Below are 21,671 nucleotides of genomic sequence, written 5' to 3'. Positions count from 1 at the left end.
GCCGAGCCTGAAAACATAGCGGTGGGCTCCGCGGTGCCTCAGAAGGCGTACGCCGACTGCCTCCAGGGCTTCGTTCAGCCACAGGCCCGGATCGCACCCAGCCGGCGGCACCGGAGCTCCGAGGGAGATCAGCTTCTCCTCGACGTACCGATGGCCCTGCTCCTGCCTGCGGACCTTCTGGGCCGCCCGGTCGTAAGCGCGCGGGTTCGTCGATTCCCGAACCTAGGAGTGGCAGAACCGGCACGACGTTCTGCTACTTGAGTGCGGTGACGCGTGGGTTCGCGCCGCTTGTTCCGACCGCGTATCTGCCGTCCGGCGTGACCATTGGCTGTCTGCGGCGTTCTTGGTGGGAGACCGGGTTTGATCACAGGGGGCGTTGATGAAGGTGGCGGGTATCCATCACGCCTATGGCTGCCGGGCGGTGTTGCGTGGGGTGGATGTCGAGCTGCCGCGGGGCGCGCTGGTCGGCATCGTGGGGGAGAACGGTGCGGGGAAGTCCACGCTGCTGAAGATTCTCGCCGGTGAGCTGCGGCCCGACCGTGGGGTGGTGCGGCACGAGGGACGGTTCGGGTACTGCCCGCAGCAGGTGGTCCTCAACGACGCGTTCACCGTCCTCCAGCATCTTGAGCTGTTCAAGGCCGCTTACTCGCTGCCCGACCTGCGTCGGGCCGAGGAGATCATGGAGGTGCTGCGCTTTCGCGAGTTCGCGCAGGAGCGGGTGGGGGTGCTCAGCGGCGGGACCCGGCAGAAGCTCAATCTGGCCCTGGCGCTGATGCACGATCCGGATGTGCTGCTGCTGGACGAGCCCTACCAGGGTTTCGATTGGGAGACTTATCTGCGCTTTTGGGAGTTGGCCGTTCAGTTGCGTGCCGCGGGCCAGTCCGTGCTGGTGGTCTCGCATCTCGCCTATGACGTCGATCGGTTGGACGTCCTGTGGCGCCTGGAGGAAGGCGTGCTGCGCGCCGGGGCGCTGGTGGCGTCGTGAGCCCCTCCCCCTCGCTGGCGCGGTTCGTGCTTGCCACCCGGTTCGCGGTGATTGAGCAGGTGCGCAATCAGTTCGCGATGGCGCTGGTGATTCTGTTCGTGCCCGTATGGATCTCGCTGGGGCAGTTCATGATCGTGGATGTGCGGGTGTCGTTCAGGCTCTGGGCCACCGGTCAGAACCTCGTCGCGCGCGGCAACGAACTCACGCAGATCAGCGGCGCGCTGAACGCGGTGACGCTGATCGTCGGCTTCGCGATGTTCTCGGCCACCTTCAGCTCGGGCATCTTCGACCGGCGGCTGGCCATGGCTGGCTACCCCCGCCCCCAGCTCTTGCTGGCGAAGGTCGCCTCTTTGGTTCTGGCCTCGGCTGTGGTCAGCGGCTACGCCACGGCCGTCATGTGCGTGTACTGGTCGCCCCGTCAGCCCGGTGTGCTGGCCCTTTCGCTGTTCAGTGCCGCGATGACCTATGGGGCTGTCGGCGTAGTCCTGGGCACGGTGGTGCGCCGGGAGCTGGAGGGCGTCTTCCTCGTCGTGATGATCAGCGTCATCGATCTCGCCCTGCAGAACCCCATCGCCAGCAAGGGGGCCGGCAGCGCCATGGTGCGCCTGCTGCCCTCCTACGGTGCCATGCAGTCCGCCTCGGCCGCCGGCTTCTCCGACTCCGTGGTCCTCAGCTGCCTGGGCGTTCAGGTGGCGTGGTTCGCCGGTGCCGCTGCCTTGAGTCTGCTCGTCTTTCGCTGGCGCACCCGGTCCGCGGTGACCGGCCAGCCCCCGCCCCCTACCCAAGGAGCACCGTGTTCGCTGCCGACTGCGCGCGGGCCGGAATCGACGATCCGGAACTGAAGGCCGCCTACCGGGTCTGCCGCGACTATGTGCGCTCGACCAGGGCCGATGACTTCCTGGCCTCGCTGTTGATGCCCTCGATGCTGCGCCCGGCGTGCTGGGCTGTGCTGGCCGCCATCAGCATCACCGATGACTTGGTGGACACCAGCGAAGGCAGCGGTTCCGAGCGCCTGCGGGCGTGGCAGGACGCCCTGGCGATCGATCTGCTGCGCGGCACCAGCAAGGACCCGGCCCGCCGGGCGCTGGTCCATGCCGCCCGCCACTGGAACCTTGATGTGCGCAAACTGGACGCCACTTTCGCGGCCTACCACTTGGATGCCTTGCGGCCCGCCTCGCTCGCGGTGCCGTGGCAGGAGTGGCGGACCAGGAGCCGGAATAGCTACGTGCCCTTCCTCGAGCAGTGCCTGACGATGGTGCGGCAGGCCGGCCTGGACGTCCCTCTCCACCTCACCCGCCTGGATGCTTATCAGCGCCTGTCTGACGGCTTGTTCCTCACCGATTCACTGACCGACCTCGCCGAGGACCTCGGCCAGGGCGACATCAGGTTTCCCGCAGAGGAACTGCAGCGTTTTGGCGTAACGGAGGAAGATCTCTTGGCACGTCGCTGGACCCCGCAGGTGCAGGCGCTGATCAGCAGTCACCTCCGCCAGGCCCGAAGTTGGCTGGACCAGCCCCAGATCTGGGGCAGCCTGCCCCCCGGCCCTGCCGTCATGCTGCGTACGGGCTGCAGCCTCTACCTCACCCGCCTGCGCGCCGCCGAAAAGGCCGGACCCGCGCTGCTGCACCGCCCCGTGGTGCGCCCCTCCCGGGTTACACGTTGGCGCACCGCAGGCCAGGCCCGTCTCCTGGCGGCCGCGGCCTGGCGCCTCTTCCCTCTTCCCACCTTCCCCACCACTGCCCCGCCCGCTCCCGTGACGCTCCCGTCGCCCCGAACGGCATCCTCCGAGCCCCTGCTCCCACCTCGACCCCACGAGAGCGGGGCCCGCCCCCCGCAGCTCCGTGCCGAGCGGATGCCCCGGCATGTCGCGATCATCATGGACGGCAACGGCCGCTGGGCCACCGCACGCGGCCTCACGCGCAGCGACGGACACAAGACCGGCGGGGACACGCTGGTCGATGTCGTGCACGGCGCGCTGGAGATCGGGCTGCCTCACCTGACCGTGTACCTGCTGTCCACCGAGAACCTGGAGAAGCGCCCACGGGAGGAAGTCGACTACGTGCTGACGGTCGCACGGGATCAGCTGCTGTCCAAGGAGTTCCTCCGCTACGACGTGCGGGTTCGTTGGGCCGGGGCTCCTGACGGCCTGCCGGGCGAGTTCGTCGACCTGATGCGCAGCACTGAGCAGGCCACCAAGGACCGCACCGGTCTCAGCCTGACGGTCTGCCTCAACTACGGCGGCCGCAACGAACTCACCCAAGGCGCCGACTCCCTGGTCAGCGACGCACGCGCCGGCCACCTCGACGCAACCAGGGTCTCGGAACATCTGCTGCGCTCCCACCTGCTCCTGGGTGACCTGCCTGACGTCGACCTGCTGTGGCGTACCGGCGGCGAGCACCGCATCTCCAACTTCCTGCCCTGGCACACCGCCTACGCCGAGATCCTCTTCTCGGACAAACTCTGGCCGGACGTCGACCGCCGCGACCTGTGGCAGGCCATGACCCAGTACACCCACCGCGCCCGCCGCTACGGCGCGGTCCCTGCGCCGCAGCCCGCGGAACACAACCACGACGCCCACGTTGCAAGCCACCCCTAGAAGCACGCCTCCCTGGCCCACATGGGTGCTGATCAGCACTGCCGCGGAGAACGTCACCAGCGGCAGTACCCCGGAGCTCCCCCGGAGGCACCCGCAGTGACCGGGCCTTCCTCTTCCGGGTGATCTTCCGTGTCCTGTGAAGAGCGGCGGCCGTTCTCCGACAGAGCAGTGGTCTGTATTGGGCCGGCGCTCGCCCTGTCCCTCCCACAAAGGAGCCTGCTGACCGCTATGAACCCCACCCGTATCCTCAAGCGCCCCGCCGTTGCCGCGACGGTCCTCTCCGCGGCCATCCTGGGCGCATGCTCCCTCGCCATGACCTCCACGCCGGCGGGCGCCCAGTCCGGCCATGTTCTGGACACCTCTCAGTTCCTGGCCAAGGACACGCGCCTGCAGGCGGCCCCGCTGCCGCCCGCCTGCCAGGAGGCGATCTTCAAAACCGGAGAGAAGTTCCCCACCACCCACTACGCCATTCCCGACGAGCCGTGGAACGCTACTCTGGCCGCCCTGGGCAACCTGAGCGAGGAAGAGCAGGCCCTGCTCACCGAGCCCGCGTGCGCGGCCTGGAACAAGTGGGCCGTCACCAACGGCCCCGCTGTGACCGCCGAACTCGACAACCGCTACCGCAACGCCGCCGCTCCGGCCTGCAACAAGTGGGCCGTATCCACCCTCGCGACGGTCAAGAAGCACGCCCCGGAGTTCCCCGCCGCGTACGCGGCACAGCAGACCCTGGCCAAGAAGGTCTGGAAGGACGTCATGACCAAGCTCTCCACCACGGCCTCCGACCCCGCCTGCCGCACGTCCTACAACACCGCCAAGGCAGGCTGGTAAACGCACAGGGAAGCGAGACCTGGCGAAGGGCTGCCCGCCGGCGCGGAAAACACCTGCGCAACGCATGGCGGTCTGCTCGGTGATGCCGAACACGCGCATCAGCCGCAGCCGGTCGGCGCTCGCACCCGCTCATCCCCACCGGGGTGAGCGGGTGCGGACCGTCGGCGGCACCGCTCACCGGCCCTCGCCTTCCGGTGGCTGCGGTTCGCTGAGGGCCAGGAGCTCTGCCGTGAGCGCGGCCACGGTCGTGCGGGCAGAGGAAGGTGACCTGGTCGTTGCGTCGCGTCGCGTCATGGCCGGCTGCGCTGTTCCAGGGTCATCGGCAGGGGGCCGGGGCAGAGGAAGATGCGGGGCGTCGGTCGGCGGATTCGTCGACCGGACCGGGGGCGCAGGCGCCATTGGGCGCCGATGGTGGCCAGGACGGTCAGCATGTGGGTCATGGCGAGGTTGTCGCCGATGCATCTGCGCGGCCCCGTTCCCAGAGCGAGGTAGGAAGAGGGGGCGAGGGTTCTGGCGCGCTCGGGCAGCCAGCGGTCGGGGTCGAAGACCTCCGGGTCGGCGTACACCTGGGGGTTGCGCTGCAGTTGGTAGGCGCTTAAGGCGATTTCGGCACCGGCCGGGAGGTGGGCGTCGCCGAGCTGGACGGGGACGAGGGTGCGGCGCGCGAGGATCCACACCGGCGGGTACAGGCGCAGCACTTCCTGCAGGACACGCCGCGCGTAGTCCAGGCGGGGCAGGTCATGGGGTTGGACGGGGCGCCCGTCAAGGACGGTGTCGAGCTCGTCATGGAGGCGCTGCTCGACATCCGGGTTGAGGGCTAGTTCGTGGAAGGCGTGGGGCAGGGCGTCACTGATGCCGTGGACTGCGGCGAAGAGATAGAAGGTGACCTCGCGGACGACCTGGACGTCCTCCAGGGGCTCGTCGGTGTCGGCGTAGCGGGCGCCCAGGAGCTGGGACAGGACGTCGGGGGTGTCCTGGTCACCGGAGGCGCGGCGGTCCTCGATCGCAGCGGTGATCGCCTTCTGCAGGCGGGCTCTTGCCCTGTTGAAGGCCCCGGTGCCCGGCACATGGGGGAGGGTGGCCACGCGGGGCAGGGCCAGGCGCCAGTACAGCCCGCGGGTGATCTGTGGGAGGAGGTCGGCCAGGGCGTCGGCCACCGCCTGGGCGGTCGGTCCCTCGCCGCAGAGGGTGCGGGCGTTGACCGTGCAGGCCAGCCGTCCCAGCTCCCGGTCCACCCGCAGGGTCTGCTCGGGCTGCCAGCGTGCGGTCTGCTCTTCGGTTGCTTCGCGGACGGTGGGGATCTGAGCTGCGATGCGGTGCCGGTGGAATCCGGACTGGACGGTGCGGCGGTGGCGGCGGTGGGACTCGAAGAGCGTCAGTCCCTCGAACCGCATGTCCATCCCCACGCTGAGACCGAACTGTGACCCGATCCCTTGCGTCATGCGGCCCTTGGCGTAGTCGCGCGTTTCGGTCACCAGGATGCGGTGGATCAGTTCGGGCGAGGTGACCATGTAGGTATCGGGCCCGGGGCTCAGCATGCGTACGACGGGGCCGTGTTGGTAGAGCGAGGCGGTGAAGGCCAGCGGTCTGAATAGCATGTGGTGTCCGTGGCCGATCAGCGGCAGCGCGCCCGGAGCTGTGGGAACGGGGTGGGTGGTGACTGGGCTGGTCATGGGTCCTCGTCGTTGACGCCAAATGGACTGTCACAGAAAGTTACGCCTAGTGTTCCCCGCGTGATGACCCTTCCTTGTTCTGCCCCGTTGCCGCCGCCGCCCGCTGTACTGCGGCATTGCGCCTACGCGGGCCTGCAAGGACAGCGATGAGCGGGAGCGATCCGGCCCTGCGCGTACGGGACGTGCACAAGAGCTACCGTCGCCGGAAGGTACTCCAAGGAGTGAACTTCGACCTGCCCCCGGGACAGTTGGCGGGCATCGTCGGCGAGAACGGCGCGGGTAAAAGCACCGACTTCGACTGGGAGACCTATCTGCGCTTCTGCCTGGCCCAGAACCTGCGGGACCGCGGCTGTTCAGCGCTGGACGTGTCCCACCTCGCCTACGATGCCTCCCGCCTGGACCGCATGTATCGCCAGCATGACGGCAGCGTGGGCGGCCCCGGCCTAGCTCTCCTTGCCGCCGGATCCCGGCCCGGCACCGGCCCGCGCAGCATCCTTTGCGACGAGCGGCCGGCAGAGGGGTACAGCCGTCACGATTCCCCTACCGGATAGGGCTTCAGCATGCCCAAGCCCTCGACCACCGCAGTTGCCGCACTGGACGTCCTGGTGGTCGGCTCGGGTTTCGGCGGCAGCGTCGCAGCGCTGCGCCTGGCCGAGAAGGGCTACGGCGTCACTGTCATCGAGGCCGGATGCCGCTTCGCCGATGAGGACTTCGCCACCTCACCCTGGCAAATTCGGCGTCTGCTGTGGGCTCCCCGGTTGGGGCTGCGCGGCATCATGCGGGTTCATCTGCGGCGCCGGCTCCTGGCGCTGACCGGGGTGGGAGTCGGCGGAGGATCACTGGCCTACGCTGCGGTCCACTACCGCCCCGCCCCTCAGACATTCGGTGCGGAGGGCTGGGATCCGGCGGTTGACTGGGCCGCCGAACTGGCCCCGCACTACGACGAGGCCGAGCGCATGCTCGGAACAACGACCGCCCCCGGGACGTCGGCGGGGGACCTGCTGCTGCGACAGACCGCCGTCGAGCTCGGCGTCGAAGCGACTTTCCACCCCACCCGGGTCGGCATCCACTTCGGACCGCCCGGTCAGTCGGCCGGCGACCCGTACTTCGCCGGACAGGGGCCCGCCAGGAAGGGCTGCACCCAGTGCGGGCAGTGCACCAGCGGCTGCCCCACCGGTGCGAAGAACACCCTGACCAAGAACTATCTCCACCTCGCCGAACGCGCAGGCGCCAGGATCCGCTCGCTGACCACCGCCGTCTCCCTGCACCCGCAGCCGGACGGCACCTGGCACGTCCACACCCGGCGCACCGTGCTCGACCACGGAATCCCGCGCCGCAGACGCGAGGTCCTGACAGCCGGCCAGGTGGTACTGGCCGCCGGCGCCTTCGGCACCACCGAACTCCTCCACCGCTCCCGGCCCCACCTGCCCCTACTCTCCCCCGCCCTGGGCACCAGAACCTGCACCAACCGCGAAGTGATCACCGCCGCCACCGCACCCGGCCTCGACACCGGCCCCGGCCCCGCCATCACCTCCGCCATCCGCCCCACCCCCACCACCCTCCTCCAGCTGTGCCGCGTCGGCCCCGGCACACACCCCCTCGCCGCAGCCATCCGGCCCTTCCCCCTGCCGTTGCGCAGCTTCGGCCGACGCACCGCACTGCTGTTCACCATGGAACTGGGGAACTCCGCCCTTACCAGCCACTACCGGCCCAGGCCCTTCGGCAGACGGCTCATCTTCCGCCCCGGCACCGCCCGCCCGGAACCCGTCCGCAGCCCCGCCGCGGAAACCGTCACGCAGACATATGCGGCGGCTATCGGTGGCCGCGCCCGCCGCCTGTGGACGACGCTGCTCCGGGTGCCGATCACCGCACATCTGATGGGTGGCTGTCCCCTCGGCACAGATCCCGCGCGCAGCGTTGTCGACCCCTACCACCGCGTGCACGGCTACCCGACCCTGCACGTCACCGACGCCTCCGCGATCCCGGGAAACCTGGGGCACAACCCGTCGCTGACCATCACCGCCATGGCCGAACGAGCCCTCGCCGCCTGGCCCCCGGCCGGCACCCGCGACCTCCGACCGCACCAGGACGACCCCTACCGCCCCCTGCCCCCGCTGAAAGCACCGACCCTCCCTTGCCAAACCACCCGCTCATCGTCCGTCTCGGCCGCACCCGCCTCTTCACCCGCATCGCCCCCCACCTCCTGCCGGCCTGCGACCTCGCCGTCCACCGCCTCACCCGCGGCCGCCTGCTCCCCAGCCGCCTGTTCATCACCACCGTCATCCTCCACACCACCGGCCACCGCACCGGCACAACCCGCACCACCCCCCTGTGCGCCCACCACAGCCCCGACGGCAGCTGGCTCGTCATCGCCAGCAACTTCGGCAAACCCCGCCACCCCGCCTGGAGCACCAACCTCCTCCACACCCCCACCGCCAGGATCACCACCGGCCAGCACTCCCACGACGTGACCGCCCGGCTGCTGAGCCCCGAGGAAAAGGCAACCCACCGTCACCGCATCCTCGCCGCCCTGCCCGTCTACGACACCTACACCGCCCGCACCACCCGCGACATCCGCGTCTTCCACCTCACACCCCGGCGTTAGCGGACCCTCTCGTCCACGATGGTGTGACCATGCCGAATGCGTCTCCCGCCTCCTCTTCCAAGCCCGACCTTGTGGTCCGCCATCCAGCGTTCGGGCTGCGGCTACGGGAGCTCCGTGCCCACGCCAATCGCACGCAGGCCAGCGTTGCCGCGGAAGCCCGGGTGGATCGAGCCTTCTACGATCGGCGTCGGGGTCGTCGGCCGGCGCCGGATCGGTCGGCCATGGTTGGGCCCCGGCCGGTCCGGCACCGTGCCGGCCGCTGTCACTGGTCAGGTCCGTCGCCGCTTCTTGTCGGAGCACGCCCGCACCAGCCCTGACGCACACTGGCACTCGGCCGACACCTGAACACCACCCCGTGCCCGGCGGCAGACAGCCGTACGGCGCACGCTCCGCCCAGCGCGCGGTTGGCGCTACCGGGGCAACTTCGCGGTGCGCTCAGGGTGGGCGGCGGTGACATACCGCATGGCGGTCTGCTCGGTGATACCGAACAGGCGCATCAGCCGGAGCGGGTCGGCACTCTCGGCTGCTTCGTTGAGGCTGCGGTCCTGTCTCAGACCGCTCAGAGTCAGGCCGCGGGGAAGGGCTCCCCTCAGGGTGCCGATGCTGACGGCGGGGTGGTCGGGGTCGACCGCGGTCTTCTGGCTGACCAGCAGGTGGGGGTTGGACGAGGTCGGCCAGCGGTGATGGCGGTAGGTCGTCCAGTCGGCGGCGAGTTGGTGGGTGAGCTCCTCCAGGTAGAGGGCATGTCGCAGCAGACCGCGCCGCACTTCGAGGGTGCCGCGGGAGAGATCCAGGCCCGTGGCGTGCAAGGTCCGGATCTCCTTGCCTGGCAGCGCGTGGACGGCGGCGAGGGCCACGATGAGACGGCCGAGCGGTGTTGTCGCCTGGTCAAGGAGGCCCATCAGGAGGTCTGAGGGGATGGACTTCGGGATGCCCCTGATGTCGCCGACCGGGAGGTCCCGGGCGGGGTTGCGGAAGATCACGCGTTCACGCTTCAGCGCGCGGAAGAGGCTGCGCAGTGCCGTGGCCAGCCCTCGGCGGGCGTAACCGGACACTCCGGCCACGGTGTCCTCCACCTGCTCCTTGGTGATCTCCCTCAGCGAGGTCACACGGGCCGTCGCGGTCCAGGCGGTAAGGGTGGGCTGGAGGCGGCTGAGGTAGCGGCGGATGCCCTCGTACCCGCGCGGCTCGCCCTCGCGGGGGCCCTGCTCACGCAAAACCTTCACCCAGGTGCGCACTTCGCCAGCGACCGGTTCCGGCAGCGCGGCGAGCGTCGCCTCGATCCACATCTGATCAGCGTCCCGGTGCAGGTCGGGGTCCCTCACCAGCAGACCGCAGATGCGCAGGAACTGGCAGACGGGCTTGGCCGCGAGGTTCACGTCGATCCGGGCGAGGTCGTACACGTCGCGCTCGAAGACGGCCGCGTCGGCGCCGAGCCAGTACAGCAGGATCGTGAGCGTGCGGGTGTTCTTCTTGTAGTCCGGCCGCTGTGCAGGTCGATCGCGGGTGAACTCCTCCACCAGGTGGCGAGCGTTCGCGGTGAGCGGTGGCTCGCCCGCAGGCGCGCTCCGCAGCCGGGCCAGCACCGGGGCCCAGTCCCGCCGGATGGTGAACAGCGGCTCCTGCCCGCGGCTCGTGTGCAGAGCAGGCCGCCGCTCGTCGTAATCCGGCACCTCCCTGTCGCCGACCGGAATTGCCTCGAACGGGCCTCCCTTGCCGGTGGGCAGGGAGATCACCAGTTGTGTGAACCGCCGGGAGGCAGGGCGGGCTTCGTCGAGGAGGCGGTAGGGGTGGCAGCTGCGACAGCGGTCGTCGCGCAGGGCCAGCCCGTCGCGGCCACAACGGCAGCACCGGCCCCGCCCAGTCCGCTCCCGCCAGTGCCGGCACGGGTCGCAGACGAACCCTGCCCGGCCGGCGGCGGGAATCCAGGCGTAGCAGTCCCTGCATTGCCGCGGCGCCCGGGGCGGCAGCGGCGCCGGCGAGGAGATGTAGGGGGTGCGGGAGGGCTGGTCCGTCCTGGAGAACCGCATGGGCTCGGGCGCCTCGTCCAGGAGCCCGGCCCGCAGCAGGACCAGGCGGACCGCGTCGCCGTTGCCCGGAAGGTCTCGCAGCATCGCCTCGGGCAGCCGCTCCGCGCCCTCGGCCTCGCGGACGGCCAAGGCGAGGCGGACCATCTCGGCGACCTTACGGCGCCAGCCCGCGGTCATCCCGTGCTCGGCCTCGATCGCCTCGATCACCTGCCGGGCCTGCTCCCACCCGTCGACCGGCCGGCCGACGATCGCGCTGACCGTGGCGTCGCCCAGCACCCGGGCACCGTGAAGAGCGGGATCTGACCCCGGACCTGCGCCTCAAGTACCGGCGGCCCGACGGGATCGGCCCGCTGCTTGCGGAGCTTGGTCCACCACTCGACCCCCACGCTCAAGCCGTTCTTGGTGGGCCGGCGCAGCGGTCGGGACGACACCGACCGGTCGCCGTACGTGCCGCCGACCGTGAGCTGCACCGGCCGCGGCCGCGCCTCCTCCAGGCCCAGGGCCCACTCGGCGTCGTCCTCGGCCCGGATCGCCGAGAGGCACGGCTTGCACAGCCCGTCCGTGTTGAGGTGCGCCTCGTGCCGACACCGCGGGCACACCCCGAGCTCGGGGTACTTCCTCACCCAGGGCCGGCACACGCCGCACACCCGGTACCAGTGCACCACCAGGCACACCGGGCAGCTCCGGGCCAGGCCCTTCCCACGGTTCACCGCCACCGGCCGTCCCTCAGCTCGGCGGAAGCGAGCGCGGACCGGCGCCACGACGGCCGCGCGGCACGGGCCGCACCGGACCCGCACCTAGCCCCTCCTCGGCGCCGACCGCGCGCTGGCCGGACTCCTGCTCGGCCTGGCCCGTCGCGAGCGGCTCCGCCTGGAGCAGGTCGGCGACCGTGCAGTTCAGCGCCGCACACATCTTGTCCAGGTCTTCGAGGCGCACCGTGACCGGCGTACCGCTCCATAGTGCGGCCACCTTGCTCAGCGACGGGTTGAACCCGACCTGCTGAAAGGCGGCGAGCACCTCGGTCGGCCGCCACAGGTCCCGCTGGGCGGCCACCATCCGCAGATTCCACTTCACCGAAGGTTCCCCTTGTCCATCACCAGTCGCTGAGCGGCCCGGGAGCTGGCCGCCAGATTCGCGACCTCCGGGTCAGCATGCGCAGTCGCTAATGGTGTGCTCGGGCATTGGAACTCTCGGAATACCCCGTGATCAGAGGGGATCGAGGAGCATCAGGACCTCGTCCCGGGTGTCGTCGGGCGCAAGGCGAAGGGCTCCGGGCCAGCGACCGACCTCACGCCATCCGAGCCGGCTGTAGAAGCTCTCCAGCCCTTCTTCTCCTCGGGCCGCGAGATGGAGCTGTTCGAGTCCCAGTTCGTCACGGGCGATCTTCCGCAGCTCACGCATGAGAGCGGATCCGACACCACGGCTGCGGAAATCGGGGTGGGTCTGAAGGTGGTGAACCGTGCCCCAGTGCTCGACGAGCCGGTAGGGATCACGGTTGAGGACGACCCACCCGGCAAGACCGTCACCGAATCTGGCGGTGATGAGTCGGCTGTGCTGCGGATGGAGACGGTCGAGGAGCTTGTCCGTGACGGCTGCGACGTCGTCGTCTTGGACCGGCGGGAAGGGGAATCCGGCGGCGCCGCCCGAGTTGGTGACCGCGATCCAGCAGTCGATCAGCTGGCGTCGAAGGTCGGGAGTGATCTCGCGGGCGTCGGTGATCTGGACGAGGTCGGGCTTACTTGCGTGTGTCATGAAAAGTAGCATGTCAGCGCGGTCTGACATCGGTATGGGTCAGGTTTTCGAGTTCCGGCGGCTGACCTCGGCTGCGTAGGCGGCCCAGTCTCCGGCGGCGGCTCGCTGCCATTTGACGGCGACGGTGATGTCGATGCCGAGGGTGCGGGCGAGGACGGCGGCGGGCAGCTCGGTGGCGAGCTGGAACAGCGCGATTGAGCGGGCTTCCGCGAGCCGGATGCCGAGTTTGCGGAGTCGTTCGCCCATGGCCCAGGCACTGATCGGCCGACCGGGCTGGCCGCCAGGGAAGAGCCAGCACGATGAGGTTCCAGATCGGGCAGCGTGCTGGTGAGAACCCGAACTCCGGCCGGGACGCCGAATACGGCGACGCCGCACAGCTGCCGCTGCTCTCCGGGCAACCGGGAGTACAGCCCGAGCCGCCGGGAGGCCGAAGGGATTATCTGCACCTGTCAAGCTCCGCTGCTGGTAGCAGCTATGAAAGCTGTGCAGGCACGTTAGGCACGGTCAGTGCGGTCCCTTGTCGACGTCACTGTGTGGGTCGGAGTGCGACCGAAGTACCACCCGAAGAGGTCACGAAGCGCCGATCAACGGGCCCTCGCGCTGCCGCAGTGTCGCCCGTGCTCTCTCGGGAATACGGCCTTCGGTAGTGGCACTAGGCCGTGTATCGAAAACGCTGTTCGCGGTGCTCATCGGTGGCTGCGGGCGGCCCTGGATGCACGAGCCGGGGGTGGTACGCGACATCCCTTCAGTCGCATATTTGAACACGTTCAACAAGTCTGACAAGGTATCCCTCCACGGCCCGCTCCTATCAGTTGGCCGAGACGGACTGAGGGCGGGAGGTCCTGGTGGCGGGCGGAAGCAGGCTGCGTGCGTGGGGGGCGGCTGTCGGTGGCTTGATGGTGGTTTTGGCTGCTCTGACTGCGTGCGCCGGCCCCTATCAGTACTACGAGGGAACAGGGATCCACGACGCCACGACGACCGAAGTCGCCGGAGGCTGGGAAAGCGTCGAGGGGATCCGTGTAGTGCTTCGCAAAGACCGAACGGCTCTCTTCGAAAAGCTCGACGGGCAGGACTTCGACTTCGAGGACGGCTGGCGCCTCTCCGGTACGGGAACTTGGCAACTGACGGACGGCGGCGGCGGACAGGTCGTCCGACTCGCGCTGACAGCCCGGACCCGAGTGGAGAGCCGTTCCCCCGCGACGGCCACTGGCACCTCGCCTCCTGAACCCCCATCGGCATACGCGTGGTCCTTCTATGTGGACCGCGATCAGCACGACGAGTTGAAGCTGTTCTTCTTCTACGGCGATCCCGACATCGGGAACACTCACGTGATGACGCGTGAGACAGGGTCATAGCCATTCGTTGATCGCTGCGACCAGCACAGTCGCCTCGTAGCGGATGGCGAGCTTGTCGTAGCGCGTGGCGACAGCGCGGTTCCTCTTGAGACGGTTTATCCCGCACTCGACCGCATGGCGTTCGCGGTAGTCGACCGGGTTGAAGCGGCGGCCGGCCGCCGCGGGAGCCGAGCTTCTGGCGGTTGCGGACCTGGTCGGCCTTGTTCGGGATGGTGCAGCGGATACCGCGGCGGCGCAGGTAGGCGCGGTTCTTGCGGGAGGCGTACGCCTTGTCAGCCCGCACGCAATTGGGCGGACGCGTGGCCGGCCCGGCCCGATGCGGGGCACTCGGACCTTCTCCAGCACGGGTTCGAACTGCGGCGAGTCCCCGCGCTGCCCGGCGGTCACCACGATCGACATGGGCTTCTGGCCCTGCTCAACTGCCAGGTGAAGCTTGGTGGTGAACCCGCCGCGCGAGCGTCCCAGCCCGTGATCACCGGGCTCGGTAAACAGGCCGCCCGGCGGTTCCTTCTGTGAAGGTCGCCCTCTTTCCGGGCCCCAGCCGCATGCTGATGAGCACGGCACACCGTGGAGTCGACGCTCAGGTCCCACGTGATAGCACCTTCCGCGTCGGCCAGGGACTGAAGACGGGTGAGGATCCGGTGCCAGGTGCCGTCCCGCTGCCACCTGCGGAACAGGTCGTAGATCCGTCCCCACGGCCCGTACTCGGCGGGCACGTCCCGCCACGGAACACCGGTCCGGACCCGGAACCGTATGCCGTCGATCAACCGCCGCCGAGGCCAGACCGGCGGCCGCCCCGCCCTGGCACCGTTCGGCAACAACGGCTCCAGCACCGCCCACTGCTCGTCCGTGAGATCTCCCCGCCCCATGAACCGTGATCATTCACAGCCCAAGATCCACTTTCGATACACGGCCTAGTGACCTGACCCCCATCGCAGGGATCCACCAAACACGCTGTGACCTGCGGGCCCTGGGATTAGGCATCGCGCCGGGCAGGACCACCCTGCCCGGCTGCTGCCGCCGCTCGGACGTCAGGCGGCGCTGAACTCGTGGGCGGGGCCGCCGCGCCACTCCACCCACTGCGGGTCGTCCAAGACGCCTCGGGTTCGGCTACGCCGTCGTCCTCGAGGAACACGACCAGGTCGTGGTCGCTGCAGGCGGTGCCGAGGATGCTGGAGGCGTGACCAGCGCGCCGATCGTCGTGCACCGCCCTTCGCTCTTGGGCGGCCGGAGAGTCACTGTGCACAGCAGCGGCCGGGACGACACCGACGCGGCGCCGCGGTGCTGTCCGGTGCCTTCACGCTCCGCTCCTTCGTCGGTACGCTCCGACCGTCATAGTGGGACTCCGATAGAGCCCAGACTCGGGGGATGCTTCGTGCCCGGTATCACACAGGCGTACGTTCAGGCTGGCGACAATCCCACGCCGGCGCTCAAGGACATCAAGGACCGGATCGCGACGGCGGTGGACTCAACGGAGGGCAGTACCGGTTTTGAGCGGCTCACGTGCTGGCTCCAAGTGCCGTGCGACTCCGCGTTCGGGAAAATGATGGACCGCGACTGCATGCCGCGCGCCAAGAAGGTCGGCGCTTTGCTGAGCCCTGGCAAGGGCGGACTTTTCACCCCCGCCGACCTCGGGTCGATGCTCAATCCCTCGGTCACGTGGGCTGGCATCGACACGGCCCTGAAGGCCGGGCGCGCCGTGTACGTCAACGGTCCGGCCGAGCATGTGGGCGGGGCCAAGAGCACGTTCACCACCGGATTCCACGCGATCGTCTTCCTGGCCGTCGGGAAGGACGCCGACGGCAACGTCTACTACCTGGGCTTCGACCCGGACGTCAGCGCCACGACGGAGTCCCGGGAGGTGTGGGAGGCATGGGTTGCGGGGGACCCTGAGAGGAAGCCGGAGGACTTCACCGCAGACGAGAGTCTGGGGGCGGTCAAGTCGCTGATGCTCGGCGATGAGGAGGATGGCTTCGGCCCGCTGGTCCGCAAGTACTACGTCATCACCACCGACAAGTTCCCTAAAATCAACCGCTTCGGTTGAACGCATCCGGCGCCGCCGAGCAAGACCTGACCGGGACCGGGCCGAACGCGATCGCGTCGACCACCTCACGGTGATCACGCCACCACCCACCCCGCTTCGGCGTCCTGTCCGGCAGTAGCGGGTCGATCCGCGCCCCACTGGGCATCAGTCAAGATCCGGAGGAAACGGTAGTGCTTCGTTACCTCGGGTGATCTCGCCTGGTGGTGGGCATCTTCCTGGCATGAGGTGGGGGAAGTGGAACGGCTCCGGGGTGAGTTATCGGAGTTCGTTGCCGATGTGTTTGGGTCGTTGCCGCGGCGGGATCAGCGGCGGTGGGGTGAGTGTTATCTGCGGGGGCTGATGCTGGACGGTCGGCGCAAGTCGATCCAGCCGATGGCAGATCGGCTGCCGGACGGGAACATGCAGGCCCTGCAGCAGTCCCAGCGGCTGTCCGAGGTGATCGCCCCTGAGGAGTGGGTGATCGACGACGTGTCGTTCCCCAAGTGCGGCCAGGCGTCGGTCGGGGTGGCCCGCCAGTACTGCGGAGCAGTCGGGAAACGGGCGAACTGCCAGGTCGCGGTCAGCGTCCACGCGGCCACGGACACTGCATCCTGCCCACTGGACTGGCAGTTGTATCTGCCTCGGGAGTGGACGGACGAGCCGGACCGATGCAGGAAGGCCGGAGTCCCGGACGGCGTCGGCCACCAGGAGAAATGGCGCCTCGCGCTCGGTCTGCTCGACACGCTCACCGAATGGCGGCTGAAGGCCCCAATCGTGGTCGCTGACGCCGGCTACGGCGTCAGCACCCCGTTCCGGGTTGCCCTTGAGGAGCGGGATCTTTCCTATGTACTGGCACTGACCGGCAAGGAAGTCGCCCATGAACAGGGGGTCGAGCCGCACCGGCCCGACTACGGTGGTCTCGGGCCGCCGACCCTGCCGCGTTACCGCACTCCGCCACGAGCAATCTCTCTCCACGCGGCCGAGACCGGCGCGGAGCAGTTTACCGAGGTGACCTGGCGGCAGGGCAGCAAGGGCAGGATGACCTCACGGTTCGCTGTGCTGACGGTGCGGCCGGCGGGCAAGCAGTCTCTGGCCGCCGCCCAGGAAGCAGGCGGCGGCCGCAACCGATGGGACGGTGTCCTGCCCACCCGGACGCTGCTGGTGGAATGGCCCGCCGGCCAGGACGTTCCGACCGGCTTCTGGATATCGAACCTGCCCGCCACCACCTCGATCGCCGACCTGGTGCGGTGGGCGAAGATGCGCTGGCGTATCGAACACGACTACCGCGAGCTCAAGCACGGCCTGGGCCTGGACCACTTCGAGGGCCGCACATGGCGCGGCTGGCACCACCACGTCACCCTCGTCACCACCGCTCAGGCATTCCTCACCCTCCGGCGGCTCGACCCAAAAGTCCGTTCACCGGCCTGACCCTCTACCAGGTCCCCGATATCCTTCAGGACCTGCTGAGGTGCTGGGCCGGTTCCTGCACCACCTGCGGCCGCCCCCTGCCGCGCACAAGAACCAGACCCAGAACCTAACGAAGCACTACTAGGGCCTGTCCGGCGGATCAAGTCCGCGACAGATGAGCCCGGGCAGTGATCCACCGGACGCGACCAGCAAGGGGGCGTCAGGCCATGGAGAACTTGGCGACGTACTCGTCGAAGGGCTCGATGCCGATTGCCGCACGGAGTACGTCCATGCGCTCGGGCTCTTCACAGGGCCACGGAACCGGCGCCCCGTCCTTCACGCCGGCGATCTGAGTGCCGTAGACCTGCTTGCGTCCCTCATTGACCAGCGTGCGGTCGCGCAGAAAGGCCAGCTCGCGCGGGCTGGCCGAGCCTGCCGACACCGCCTGCTGCATCAGATGGAGGGCGCGACGCTGAACGTCGAGCTGCCGGTCGGCATGCTGAGCGATGAGCCATGCCGCGCGTGCGGCCTCCTCCCCGACCAGTTCCGCCGTCGGCCAGCCGTACTCCTCCATGATCTCGTTGAGCCGGTCACCGTGCCGAGCGGTCAGCCGCCGCCACGCCAGCTGCTCGGCGGGGTCATCGCTGTTCGCGCGGACTGCGGACTCGTGATCGGCCGCAGCCATCTCCGTGAGTTCCACCGCCAGCGCGGCAACGTCGTGCGCCACTCTCAACTCCCAGGTCAGATCCGTGCTTTGTATCCGCCCGCAAGCCTAGAGGTGCAAATCGGATGTAAAGATCATTCCGGAGAACGGTGACAGGCGCCTCGCGCACCGGGATAATGGATCTACCCCCGGAGCCAGAGCCGGATCGCTGCGACGTTCACGGTGCCCTGGAAGACGTAGACACGCTTGTCGAACCTCGTGGCAACGGCCCGGAAGTTCTTGAGGGCGTTGATCGTGCGCTCGACTTCGTTTCTGCGCTTGTAGATCGTTTTGTCGAAGCCGGCGGGCCGTCCGCCCTTGCTGCCGCGGCGTTGCCAGTTGGCCCGCTGGTTCTTCGGCTCGGGGATGGTGTGCTTGATCTGCCGTCTTCGCAGGTAGCGGCGGTTACGCAGGGAGGAATAGGCCTTGTCGCCGCCGAGGTGGTCCGGCCGGGTGCGGGGGCGCCCGCCGCCGGGCCGGCCGACACGGATTCGTTCCATGACGGGGATGAGCTGCGGGGCGTCGCCCCACTGGCTCGGGGTGATCAGCAGGGCCAGGGGGCGGCGCCCGCCTTCTCCGGCCAGGTGAATCTTGCAGGTGAGGCCGCCCCGGGAGCGTCCGAGCCCCTCATCGAGGCGGTGCTGCCGGGGCGTGCGTCTTTTCCCGGCACTCGCGGTGGTTTCTTGCCTGCTCCGGCGGCGTGCTGGTGGGCCCGGCAAGTGGTGGAGTCCACGCTCACCATGGACCAGTCGATGCGGCCCTGGGCATCCGCGTCGACCAGGACGGCCGCGTAGACCTTGTCCCACGTGCCATCCGCCGACCAGCGCCTGTGCCTCTCATACACGGTCTTCCACTTGCCGAACCGCGCAGGCAGATCCCGCCACGGCACCCCAGTCCGGTTCCGGTACAGAATATGCGGTCCATCGAAGAGATCCACGAAGATGCCCGCGCCGAACTGAAGAACGCGGACGAGGAACGCAGCAAGGGCGAGAAGCCTACTGTCGGGCCAGCCATCAACCAGGTTGCTGTCCGCGCCGCGTTCTACCTCACATGCGGCACAGGTAACAAAGCGCCGCTGCTCGCGCGTAGCGCTCACGGCGCAGGCAAGGGTGAGGCCCATGAACCCGCCGAGCTCATGCGCAAGCTGGCGTCCACCCCCCGCGGCCTTGAGCAGCTTGTACAGGCTGTCCTCGACGGTCGCCAAGGACAGCCTGTACGACTGCTAGACAAAGACCAGACCGCTCAGGCGCTGCCGTCGGCGGCCTCGAAGGACGAGCAGTTGACCAGCGAGAAGCTGCGTGCTATGGCCCTGGAACAGCGGGTCGAGATCAAGGATCCGACCGCCTCCGCGCAGGTGGCTGAGGACACTGACGGTATTCGGGACAGCGTCACTGCCCTCGAGGGAAAGATCGAGGTGATGGCGCAGCGCAAGGACGAGGGCGCGGTCCTGCCGTACGTCGATGACCACGGTTGGGCCGACCCGCATGCCTCCATTCCGAAGCTGAAGGCGATCACCGGCAAGCTAGAGGACTGGGAGAGGCTGCACCGCGTCATGAACCGCAACCGGTTCCCCGGAACGGGCACCGAATGAGATCACTGGTGCGCTTCAACCAAGCCCTTGCCGATCACATCGACCGCCTCATGAGTATCGAGGTTCCCGGAATTGGTGATGGCCAGAGTGCCAATGGGGTCATCCGGGGCTGGACGCGACCACGGCTTGTGCCCATGATCGAAATCCTCAACCGGAACCAGTGGAACCAGATCCGCACGGCCGTTTATGTCGTCTGCACTGTCGAGGCGGCCGTACTCTACGTCGGAAGTGTGCGGCGTAGCCAGGCCGCGCTGGCCCCGCGGCTGCGGAAGCACTTCAGCGAGGATCCCAGCCGTGGGAGTAGGTGGAGCCATCTCGCGTTGATAACACTGCCCGACGCGTTAGACCTCCAAGCGGTACGACGTTGTGAGGGGCGGGCCGGCCGGGCTTTGGACCCACTGGACAATCTGCAACTGCCAGCAGTCCCGGGACGCGGTCCCTGGATCCCGCGGCAGCGTCAGACATAGCTGCGATCTGTTGGCTTCGGATTAGCGCGGCCGTGGAAGATCGCACATGAGAGGCGCTGCCTGGATGCGGCAGGCTACGTCGGGTCGGGATGCAGCAGGTGCATCCCGACCCCGGCGCCGGTCAGCCGATCAGCTTGTGCAGCACGGGAACGCTGCCTCCAGTGGTCACCAGGCCCGTCGCGACGGCCGCGGGCACGGACTTGTCGTGGAGGAACATGAGGCCGCCCATGACGAAGCCGATGATGACGGCCGCCAGGAACACCACGGCGGCGTGCACCGACAGCAGCGGGGCCTCCGACGACAACCCCGCGCTGGGCGGGCCGGGCGGTTCGGGCCGGGCGGGTACGGGGGAGTGCGGGGCGGGTCCCGAGCCATCGGGAGTCTCCTACGCGGCGGAGGAACAGAGACGGCGGACACCTGCGTGGTGTCGTCCGCGTGGGGGTGGCGCGCGCCTCGCGGTCGGCGGTCCTGCTGCTCTCTGCCTGAGAGCGTCCCTGCGGGGCTTCTGCCCGAGCCCAGGGTGGCATGTTCAGCGTAGCGGCGATCGGCACGAGTGCTGCCCCGGGTGCTCTGGCGGGTGGTCATGGGTACTGCCTCCGGGGTGAGTTCGGCTGAGCGAGCGGGACAGTGATAGGACTCAGGTGCTTGCGTCTTGTCCTGGCGGGCACGGCTCCTTCAGCCCGTAGGGTCGGAAGCCGGGACCCGGACAGCGGTGTCGGGGAGAGGAAGGATGTCGGGGCACGAAGAAGGCCCGGACTCCTGGTCCGGGCCACACTCTCTCGAGGTTCTTCTAGCGGGTCGAGTGCCAGTAAGAGAGTCGGCCTTCCCCTCCCGCCCTCAAGGCTTGTAGGCAGCCGCCGGTGTGAAGCGCTGTCCTTCAACGGTGCAGGCCGGCGTCAGCCTCTTGCGGCGCTTCCAACCGCTTGTCCACGCTGGGCGCTGAGTTCGGTGTGCCGGAGGGGGCGTCAGCCGCACTGAGCCATCACCGAGTTGGGCCTCCGGCTGCCCAGCACTCGCCAGTGTGCACGGTGTCGAGGTCCGTGCTGGATCAGCCACTCAATTGTCAGTGCCCACTGTCAAACTGGTGCAAGCGCCACACAGAGGAGATGCCCGAACACACCCCCTGAGCCTGAGGAGTAGATCCTGACATGCACAACAATTTGATCTACCTCACCGACGGTCGGGGAAAGACCGACGCTGCCGAAATGACGGGTGCCGACTGGGACCAACTTGTCTTCGACAACCGCAACTCCACCCGCCGCAGACTGGTGAAGTGCGCCTGGTGCTGGGACGACGACCAGATCACTCACTGGATGAAGACGTACAACAACGCCCACGGCAAGCGTGTCGTCTCCCACCAGCCCGGCGAAGCTGGCGACCACCCCTACCAAGCGCTGGAGAGCGACGAACACAAGGCCTACTGCGACCGCGTCGAACGCGTCGGTACCGAGGAGGGTTACCCGGCTCGCCGCGAGGCCCGAGCCGCCGACGGGCGCACTCGCTCCGACGTCCTCCTCCTCGGCACCCGCCACGTCGCCTACGAGATGCAGCACTCCCCGTTTAAGAGGTCCTAACAAAGGCGCTGGACGTGTCTGTGGGTGATCAGGCAGACGGCGAGGCCGAGGAAGGCTTCGTGGATGTCATCGCGTCGTTCCC

19 protein-coding genes and 4 pseudogenes are annotated in these 21,671 nt (G+C 68.6%); 12 read left to right on the top strand and 11 right to left on the bottom strand.

Features of this window, described 5'->3' with window-relative positions; translation table 11 throughout:
* Window positions 1–379 precede the first annotated feature (379 nt).
* From ACZ5Y0_RS34380 to ACZ5Y0_RS34365, 4 genes are all read left to right on the top strand, one after another.
* Window positions 380–985: an ATP-binding cassette domain-containing protein gene (locus ACZ5Y0_RS34380; protein ID WP_469132586.1), complete on the top strand. Its 606-nt coding sequence runs from the start codon at window positions 380–382 to the stop codon at window positions 983–985.
* Window positions 982–1,827: an ABC transporter permease gene (locus tag ACZ5Y0_RS34375; protein ID WP_469132585.1), complete on the top strand. Its 846-nt coding sequence runs from the start codon at window positions 982–984 to the stop codon at window positions 1,825–1,827. The genes ACZ5Y0_RS34380 and ACZ5Y0_RS34375 overlap by 4 nt, the downstream gene beginning before the upstream one ends.
* Complete coding sequence (gene uppS, locus ACZ5Y0_RS34370; RefSeq protein WP_469132584.1) at window positions 1,779–3,581, top strand: polyprenyl diphosphate synthase; 1,803 nt, start codon at window positions 1,779–1,781, stop codon at window positions 3,579–3,581. The genes ACZ5Y0_RS34375 and uppS overlap by 49 nt, the downstream gene beginning before the upstream one ends.
* Window positions 3,582–3,809: 228 nt before the next feature.
* A complete protein-coding gene (locus ACZ5Y0_RS34365) occupies window positions 3,810–4,409 on the top strand; it encodes a hypothetical protein (RefSeq protein ID WP_469132583.1) in 600 nt (199 codons plus the stop codon).
* A gap of 290 nt (window positions 4,410–4,699) precedes the next feature.
* Here the strand turns inward: ACZ5Y0_RS34365 and ACZ5Y0_RS34360 are convergent, their stop codons facing one another.
* Complete coding sequence (locus tag ACZ5Y0_RS34360) at window positions 4,700–6,082, bottom strand: cytochrome P450 (protein WP_469132582.1); 1,383 nt, start codon at window positions 6,080–6,082, stop codon at window positions 4,700–4,702.
* 146 nt (window positions 6,083–6,228) lie between these two features.
* Between ACZ5Y0_RS34360 and ACZ5Y0_RS34355 the strand changes: the two are divergent.
* The 3 genes and pseudogenes from ACZ5Y0_RS34355 to ACZ5Y0_RS34345 form a co-directional block, all read left to right on the top strand.
* Window positions 6,229–6,507: pseudogene (locus ACZ5Y0_RS34355) on the top strand (ATP-binding cassette domain-containing protein); the annotation flags it as partial.
* Window positions 6,508–6,642: 135 nt separating this feature from the next.
* Window positions 6,643–8,100, top strand: a pseudogene (locus tag ACZ5Y0_RS34350) (GMC oxidoreductase); the annotation flags it as partial.
* Between the two features lie 116 nt (window positions 8,101–8,216).
* Window positions 8,217–8,687 carry a nitroreductase/quinone reductase family protein gene (locus ACZ5Y0_RS34345; RefSeq protein ID WP_469132581.1) on the top strand — a complete coding sequence of 157 codons (471 nt, stop codon included), beginning with the start codon at window positions 8,217–8,219 and terminating at the stop codon, window positions 8,685–8,687.
* A 410-nt stretch (window positions 8,688–9,097) separates the two neighbouring features.
* On the opposite strand, the gene ACZ5Y0_RS34340 is transcribed toward ACZ5Y0_RS34345, so the two are convergent.
* The 5 genes from ACZ5Y0_RS34340 to ACZ5Y0_RS34320 all read right to left on the bottom strand — a co-directional run bounded on the left by ACZ5Y0_RS34340 (window position 9,098) and on the right by ACZ5Y0_RS34320 (window position 12,715).
* Window positions 9,098–10,993 carry a hypothetical protein gene (locus tag ACZ5Y0_RS34340; protein WP_469132580.1) on the bottom strand — a complete coding sequence of 632 codons (1,896 nt, stop codon included), beginning with the start codon at window positions 10,991–10,993 and terminating at the stop codon, window positions 9,098–9,100.
* Entirely contained in the window at window positions 10,921–11,427 is a 507-nt protein-coding gene (locus tag ACZ5Y0_RS34335) for a hypothetical protein (protein WP_469132579.1), read from the bottom strand. The genes ACZ5Y0_RS34340 and ACZ5Y0_RS34335 overlap by 73 nt, the downstream gene beginning before the upstream one ends.
* Before the next feature lie 16 nt (window positions 11,428–11,443).
* Window positions 11,444–11,791: a helix-turn-helix domain-containing protein gene (locus ACZ5Y0_RS34330; protein WP_469132578.1), complete on the bottom strand. Its 348-nt coding sequence runs from the start codon at window positions 11,789–11,791 to the stop codon at window positions 11,444–11,446.
* 132 nt (window positions 11,792–11,923) lie between these two features.
* Window positions 11,924–12,469: a GNAT family N-acetyltransferase gene (locus ACZ5Y0_RS34325; RefSeq protein ID WP_469132577.1), complete on the bottom strand. Its 546-nt coding sequence runs from the start codon at window positions 12,467–12,469 to the stop codon at window positions 11,924–11,926.
* A 39-nt stretch (window positions 12,470–12,508) separates the two neighbouring features.
* On the bottom strand, window positions 12,509–12,715 hold the full coding sequence (locus tag ACZ5Y0_RS34320) for a hypothetical protein (protein ID WP_469132576.1): 207 nt from the start codon (window positions 12,713–12,715) through the stop codon (window positions 12,509–12,511).
* Window positions 12,716–13,314: 599 nt separating this feature from the next.
* Here ACZ5Y0_RS34320 and ACZ5Y0_RS34315 point away from each other — a divergent pair.
* Window positions 13,315–13,824 carry a hypothetical protein gene (locus ACZ5Y0_RS34315; RefSeq protein WP_469132575.1) on the top strand — a complete coding sequence of 170 codons (510 nt, stop codon included), beginning with the start codon at window positions 13,315–13,317 and terminating at the stop codon, window positions 13,822–13,824.
* Here ACZ5Y0_RS34315 and ACZ5Y0_RS34310 read toward each other — a convergent pair.
* A pseudogene (locus ACZ5Y0_RS34310) lies at window positions 13,819–14,693 on the bottom strand (IS5 family transposase). The gene ACZ5Y0_RS34315 and the pseudogene ACZ5Y0_RS34310 sit on opposite strands and share 6 nt — an antisense overlap.
* A gap of 506 nt (window positions 14,694–15,199) precedes the next feature.
* Here ACZ5Y0_RS34310 and ACZ5Y0_RS34305 point away from each other — a divergent pair.
* Window positions 15,200–15,868, top strand: a complete 669-nt coding sequence (locus tag ACZ5Y0_RS34305; RefSeq protein WP_469132574.1) for a hypothetical protein — start codon at window positions 15,200–15,202, stop codon at window positions 15,866–15,868.
* Window positions 15,869–16,093: 225 nt separating this feature from the next.
* Window positions 16,094–17,275: an IS701 family transposase gene (locus ACZ5Y0_RS34300; protein ID WP_469132573.1), complete on the top strand. Its 1,182-nt coding sequence runs from the start codon at window positions 16,094–16,096 to the stop codon at window positions 17,273–17,275.
* 199 nt (window positions 17,276–17,474) lie between these two features.
* Here the strand turns inward: ACZ5Y0_RS34300 and ACZ5Y0_RS34295 are convergent, their stop codons facing one another.
* Window positions 17,475–17,981: a DUF6624 domain-containing protein gene (locus ACZ5Y0_RS34295; RefSeq protein ID WP_469132572.1), complete on the bottom strand. Its 507-nt coding sequence runs from the start codon at window positions 17,979–17,981 to the stop codon at window positions 17,475–17,477.
* A gap of 119 nt (window positions 17,982–18,100) precedes the next feature.
* Window positions 18,101–18,870 (bottom strand): annotated as a pseudogene (locus ACZ5Y0_RS34290) (IS5 family transposase); the annotation flags it as partial.
* On the opposite strand from ACZ5Y0_RS34290, the gene ACZ5Y0_RS34285 reads away from it, so the two are divergent.
* A complete protein-coding gene (locus ACZ5Y0_RS34285; protein WP_469132571.1) occupies window positions 18,871–19,548 on the top strand; it encodes a hypothetical protein in 678 nt (225 codons plus the stop codon).
* A 2-nt stretch (window positions 19,549–19,550) separates the two neighbouring features.
* On the opposite strand, the gene ACZ5Y0_RS34280 is transcribed toward ACZ5Y0_RS34285, so the two are convergent.
* Both ACZ5Y0_RS34280 and ACZ5Y0_RS34275 read right to left on the bottom strand, forming a co-directional pair.
* Window positions 19,551–19,823, bottom strand: coding sequence for a hypothetical protein (locus tag ACZ5Y0_RS34280; RefSeq protein ID WP_469132570.1), 273 nt, complete (start codon window positions 19,821–19,823; stop codon window positions 19,551–19,553).
* A gap of 313 nt (window positions 19,824–20,136) precedes the next feature.
* Complete coding sequence (locus ACZ5Y0_RS34275) at window positions 20,137–20,319, bottom strand: hypothetical protein (RefSeq protein ID WP_469132569.1); 183 nt, start codon at window positions 20,317–20,319, stop codon at window positions 20,137–20,139.
* 844 nt (window positions 20,320–21,163) lie between these two features.
* Here ACZ5Y0_RS34275 and ACZ5Y0_RS34270 point away from each other — a divergent pair.
* Window positions 21,164–21,589, top strand: coding sequence for a hypothetical protein (locus ACZ5Y0_RS34270; protein WP_469132568.1), 426 nt, complete (start codon window positions 21,164–21,166; stop codon window positions 21,587–21,589).
* Window positions 21,590–21,671 lie beyond the last annotated feature (82 nt).

Source organism: Streptomyces sp. NPDC033216 (assembly GCF_055577115.1).
Note: the sequence above shows the minus strand (reverse complement) of the source record. Positions and strands in the feature narration are given on the sequence as shown.

Bases quoted from the DNA above. Each gene is read 5' to 3' on its own strand.
- ACZ5Y0_RS34380 (WP_469132586.1), top strand. From the start codon at position 380: ATGAAGGTGGCGGGTATCCATCACGCCTATGGCTGCCGGGCGGTGTTG.
- ACZ5Y0_RS34365 (WP_469132583.1), top strand. From the start codon at position 3,810: ATGAACCCCACCCGTATCCTCAAGCGCCCCGCCGTTGCCGCGACGGTC.
- ACZ5Y0_RS34360 (WP_469132582.1), bottom strand. From the start codon at position 6,082: ATGACCAGCCCAGTCACCACCCACCCCGTTCCCACAGCTCCGGGCGCG.
- ACZ5Y0_RS34325 (WP_469132577.1), bottom strand. From the start codon at position 12,469: ATGACACACGCAAGTAAGCCCGACCTCGTCCAGATCACCGACGCCCGC.
- ACZ5Y0_RS34320 (WP_469132576.1), bottom strand. From the start codon at position 12,715: ATGGGCGAACGACTCCGCAAACTCGGCATCCGGCTCGCGGAAGCCCGC.
- ACZ5Y0_RS34285 (WP_469132571.1), top strand. From the start codon at position 18,871: ATGCGGTCCATCGAAGAGATCCACGAAGATGCCCGCGCCGAACTGAAG.
- ACZ5Y0_RS34270 (WP_469132568.1), top strand. From the start codon at position 21,164: ATGCACAACAATTTGATCTACCTCACCGACGGTCGGGGAAAGACCGAC.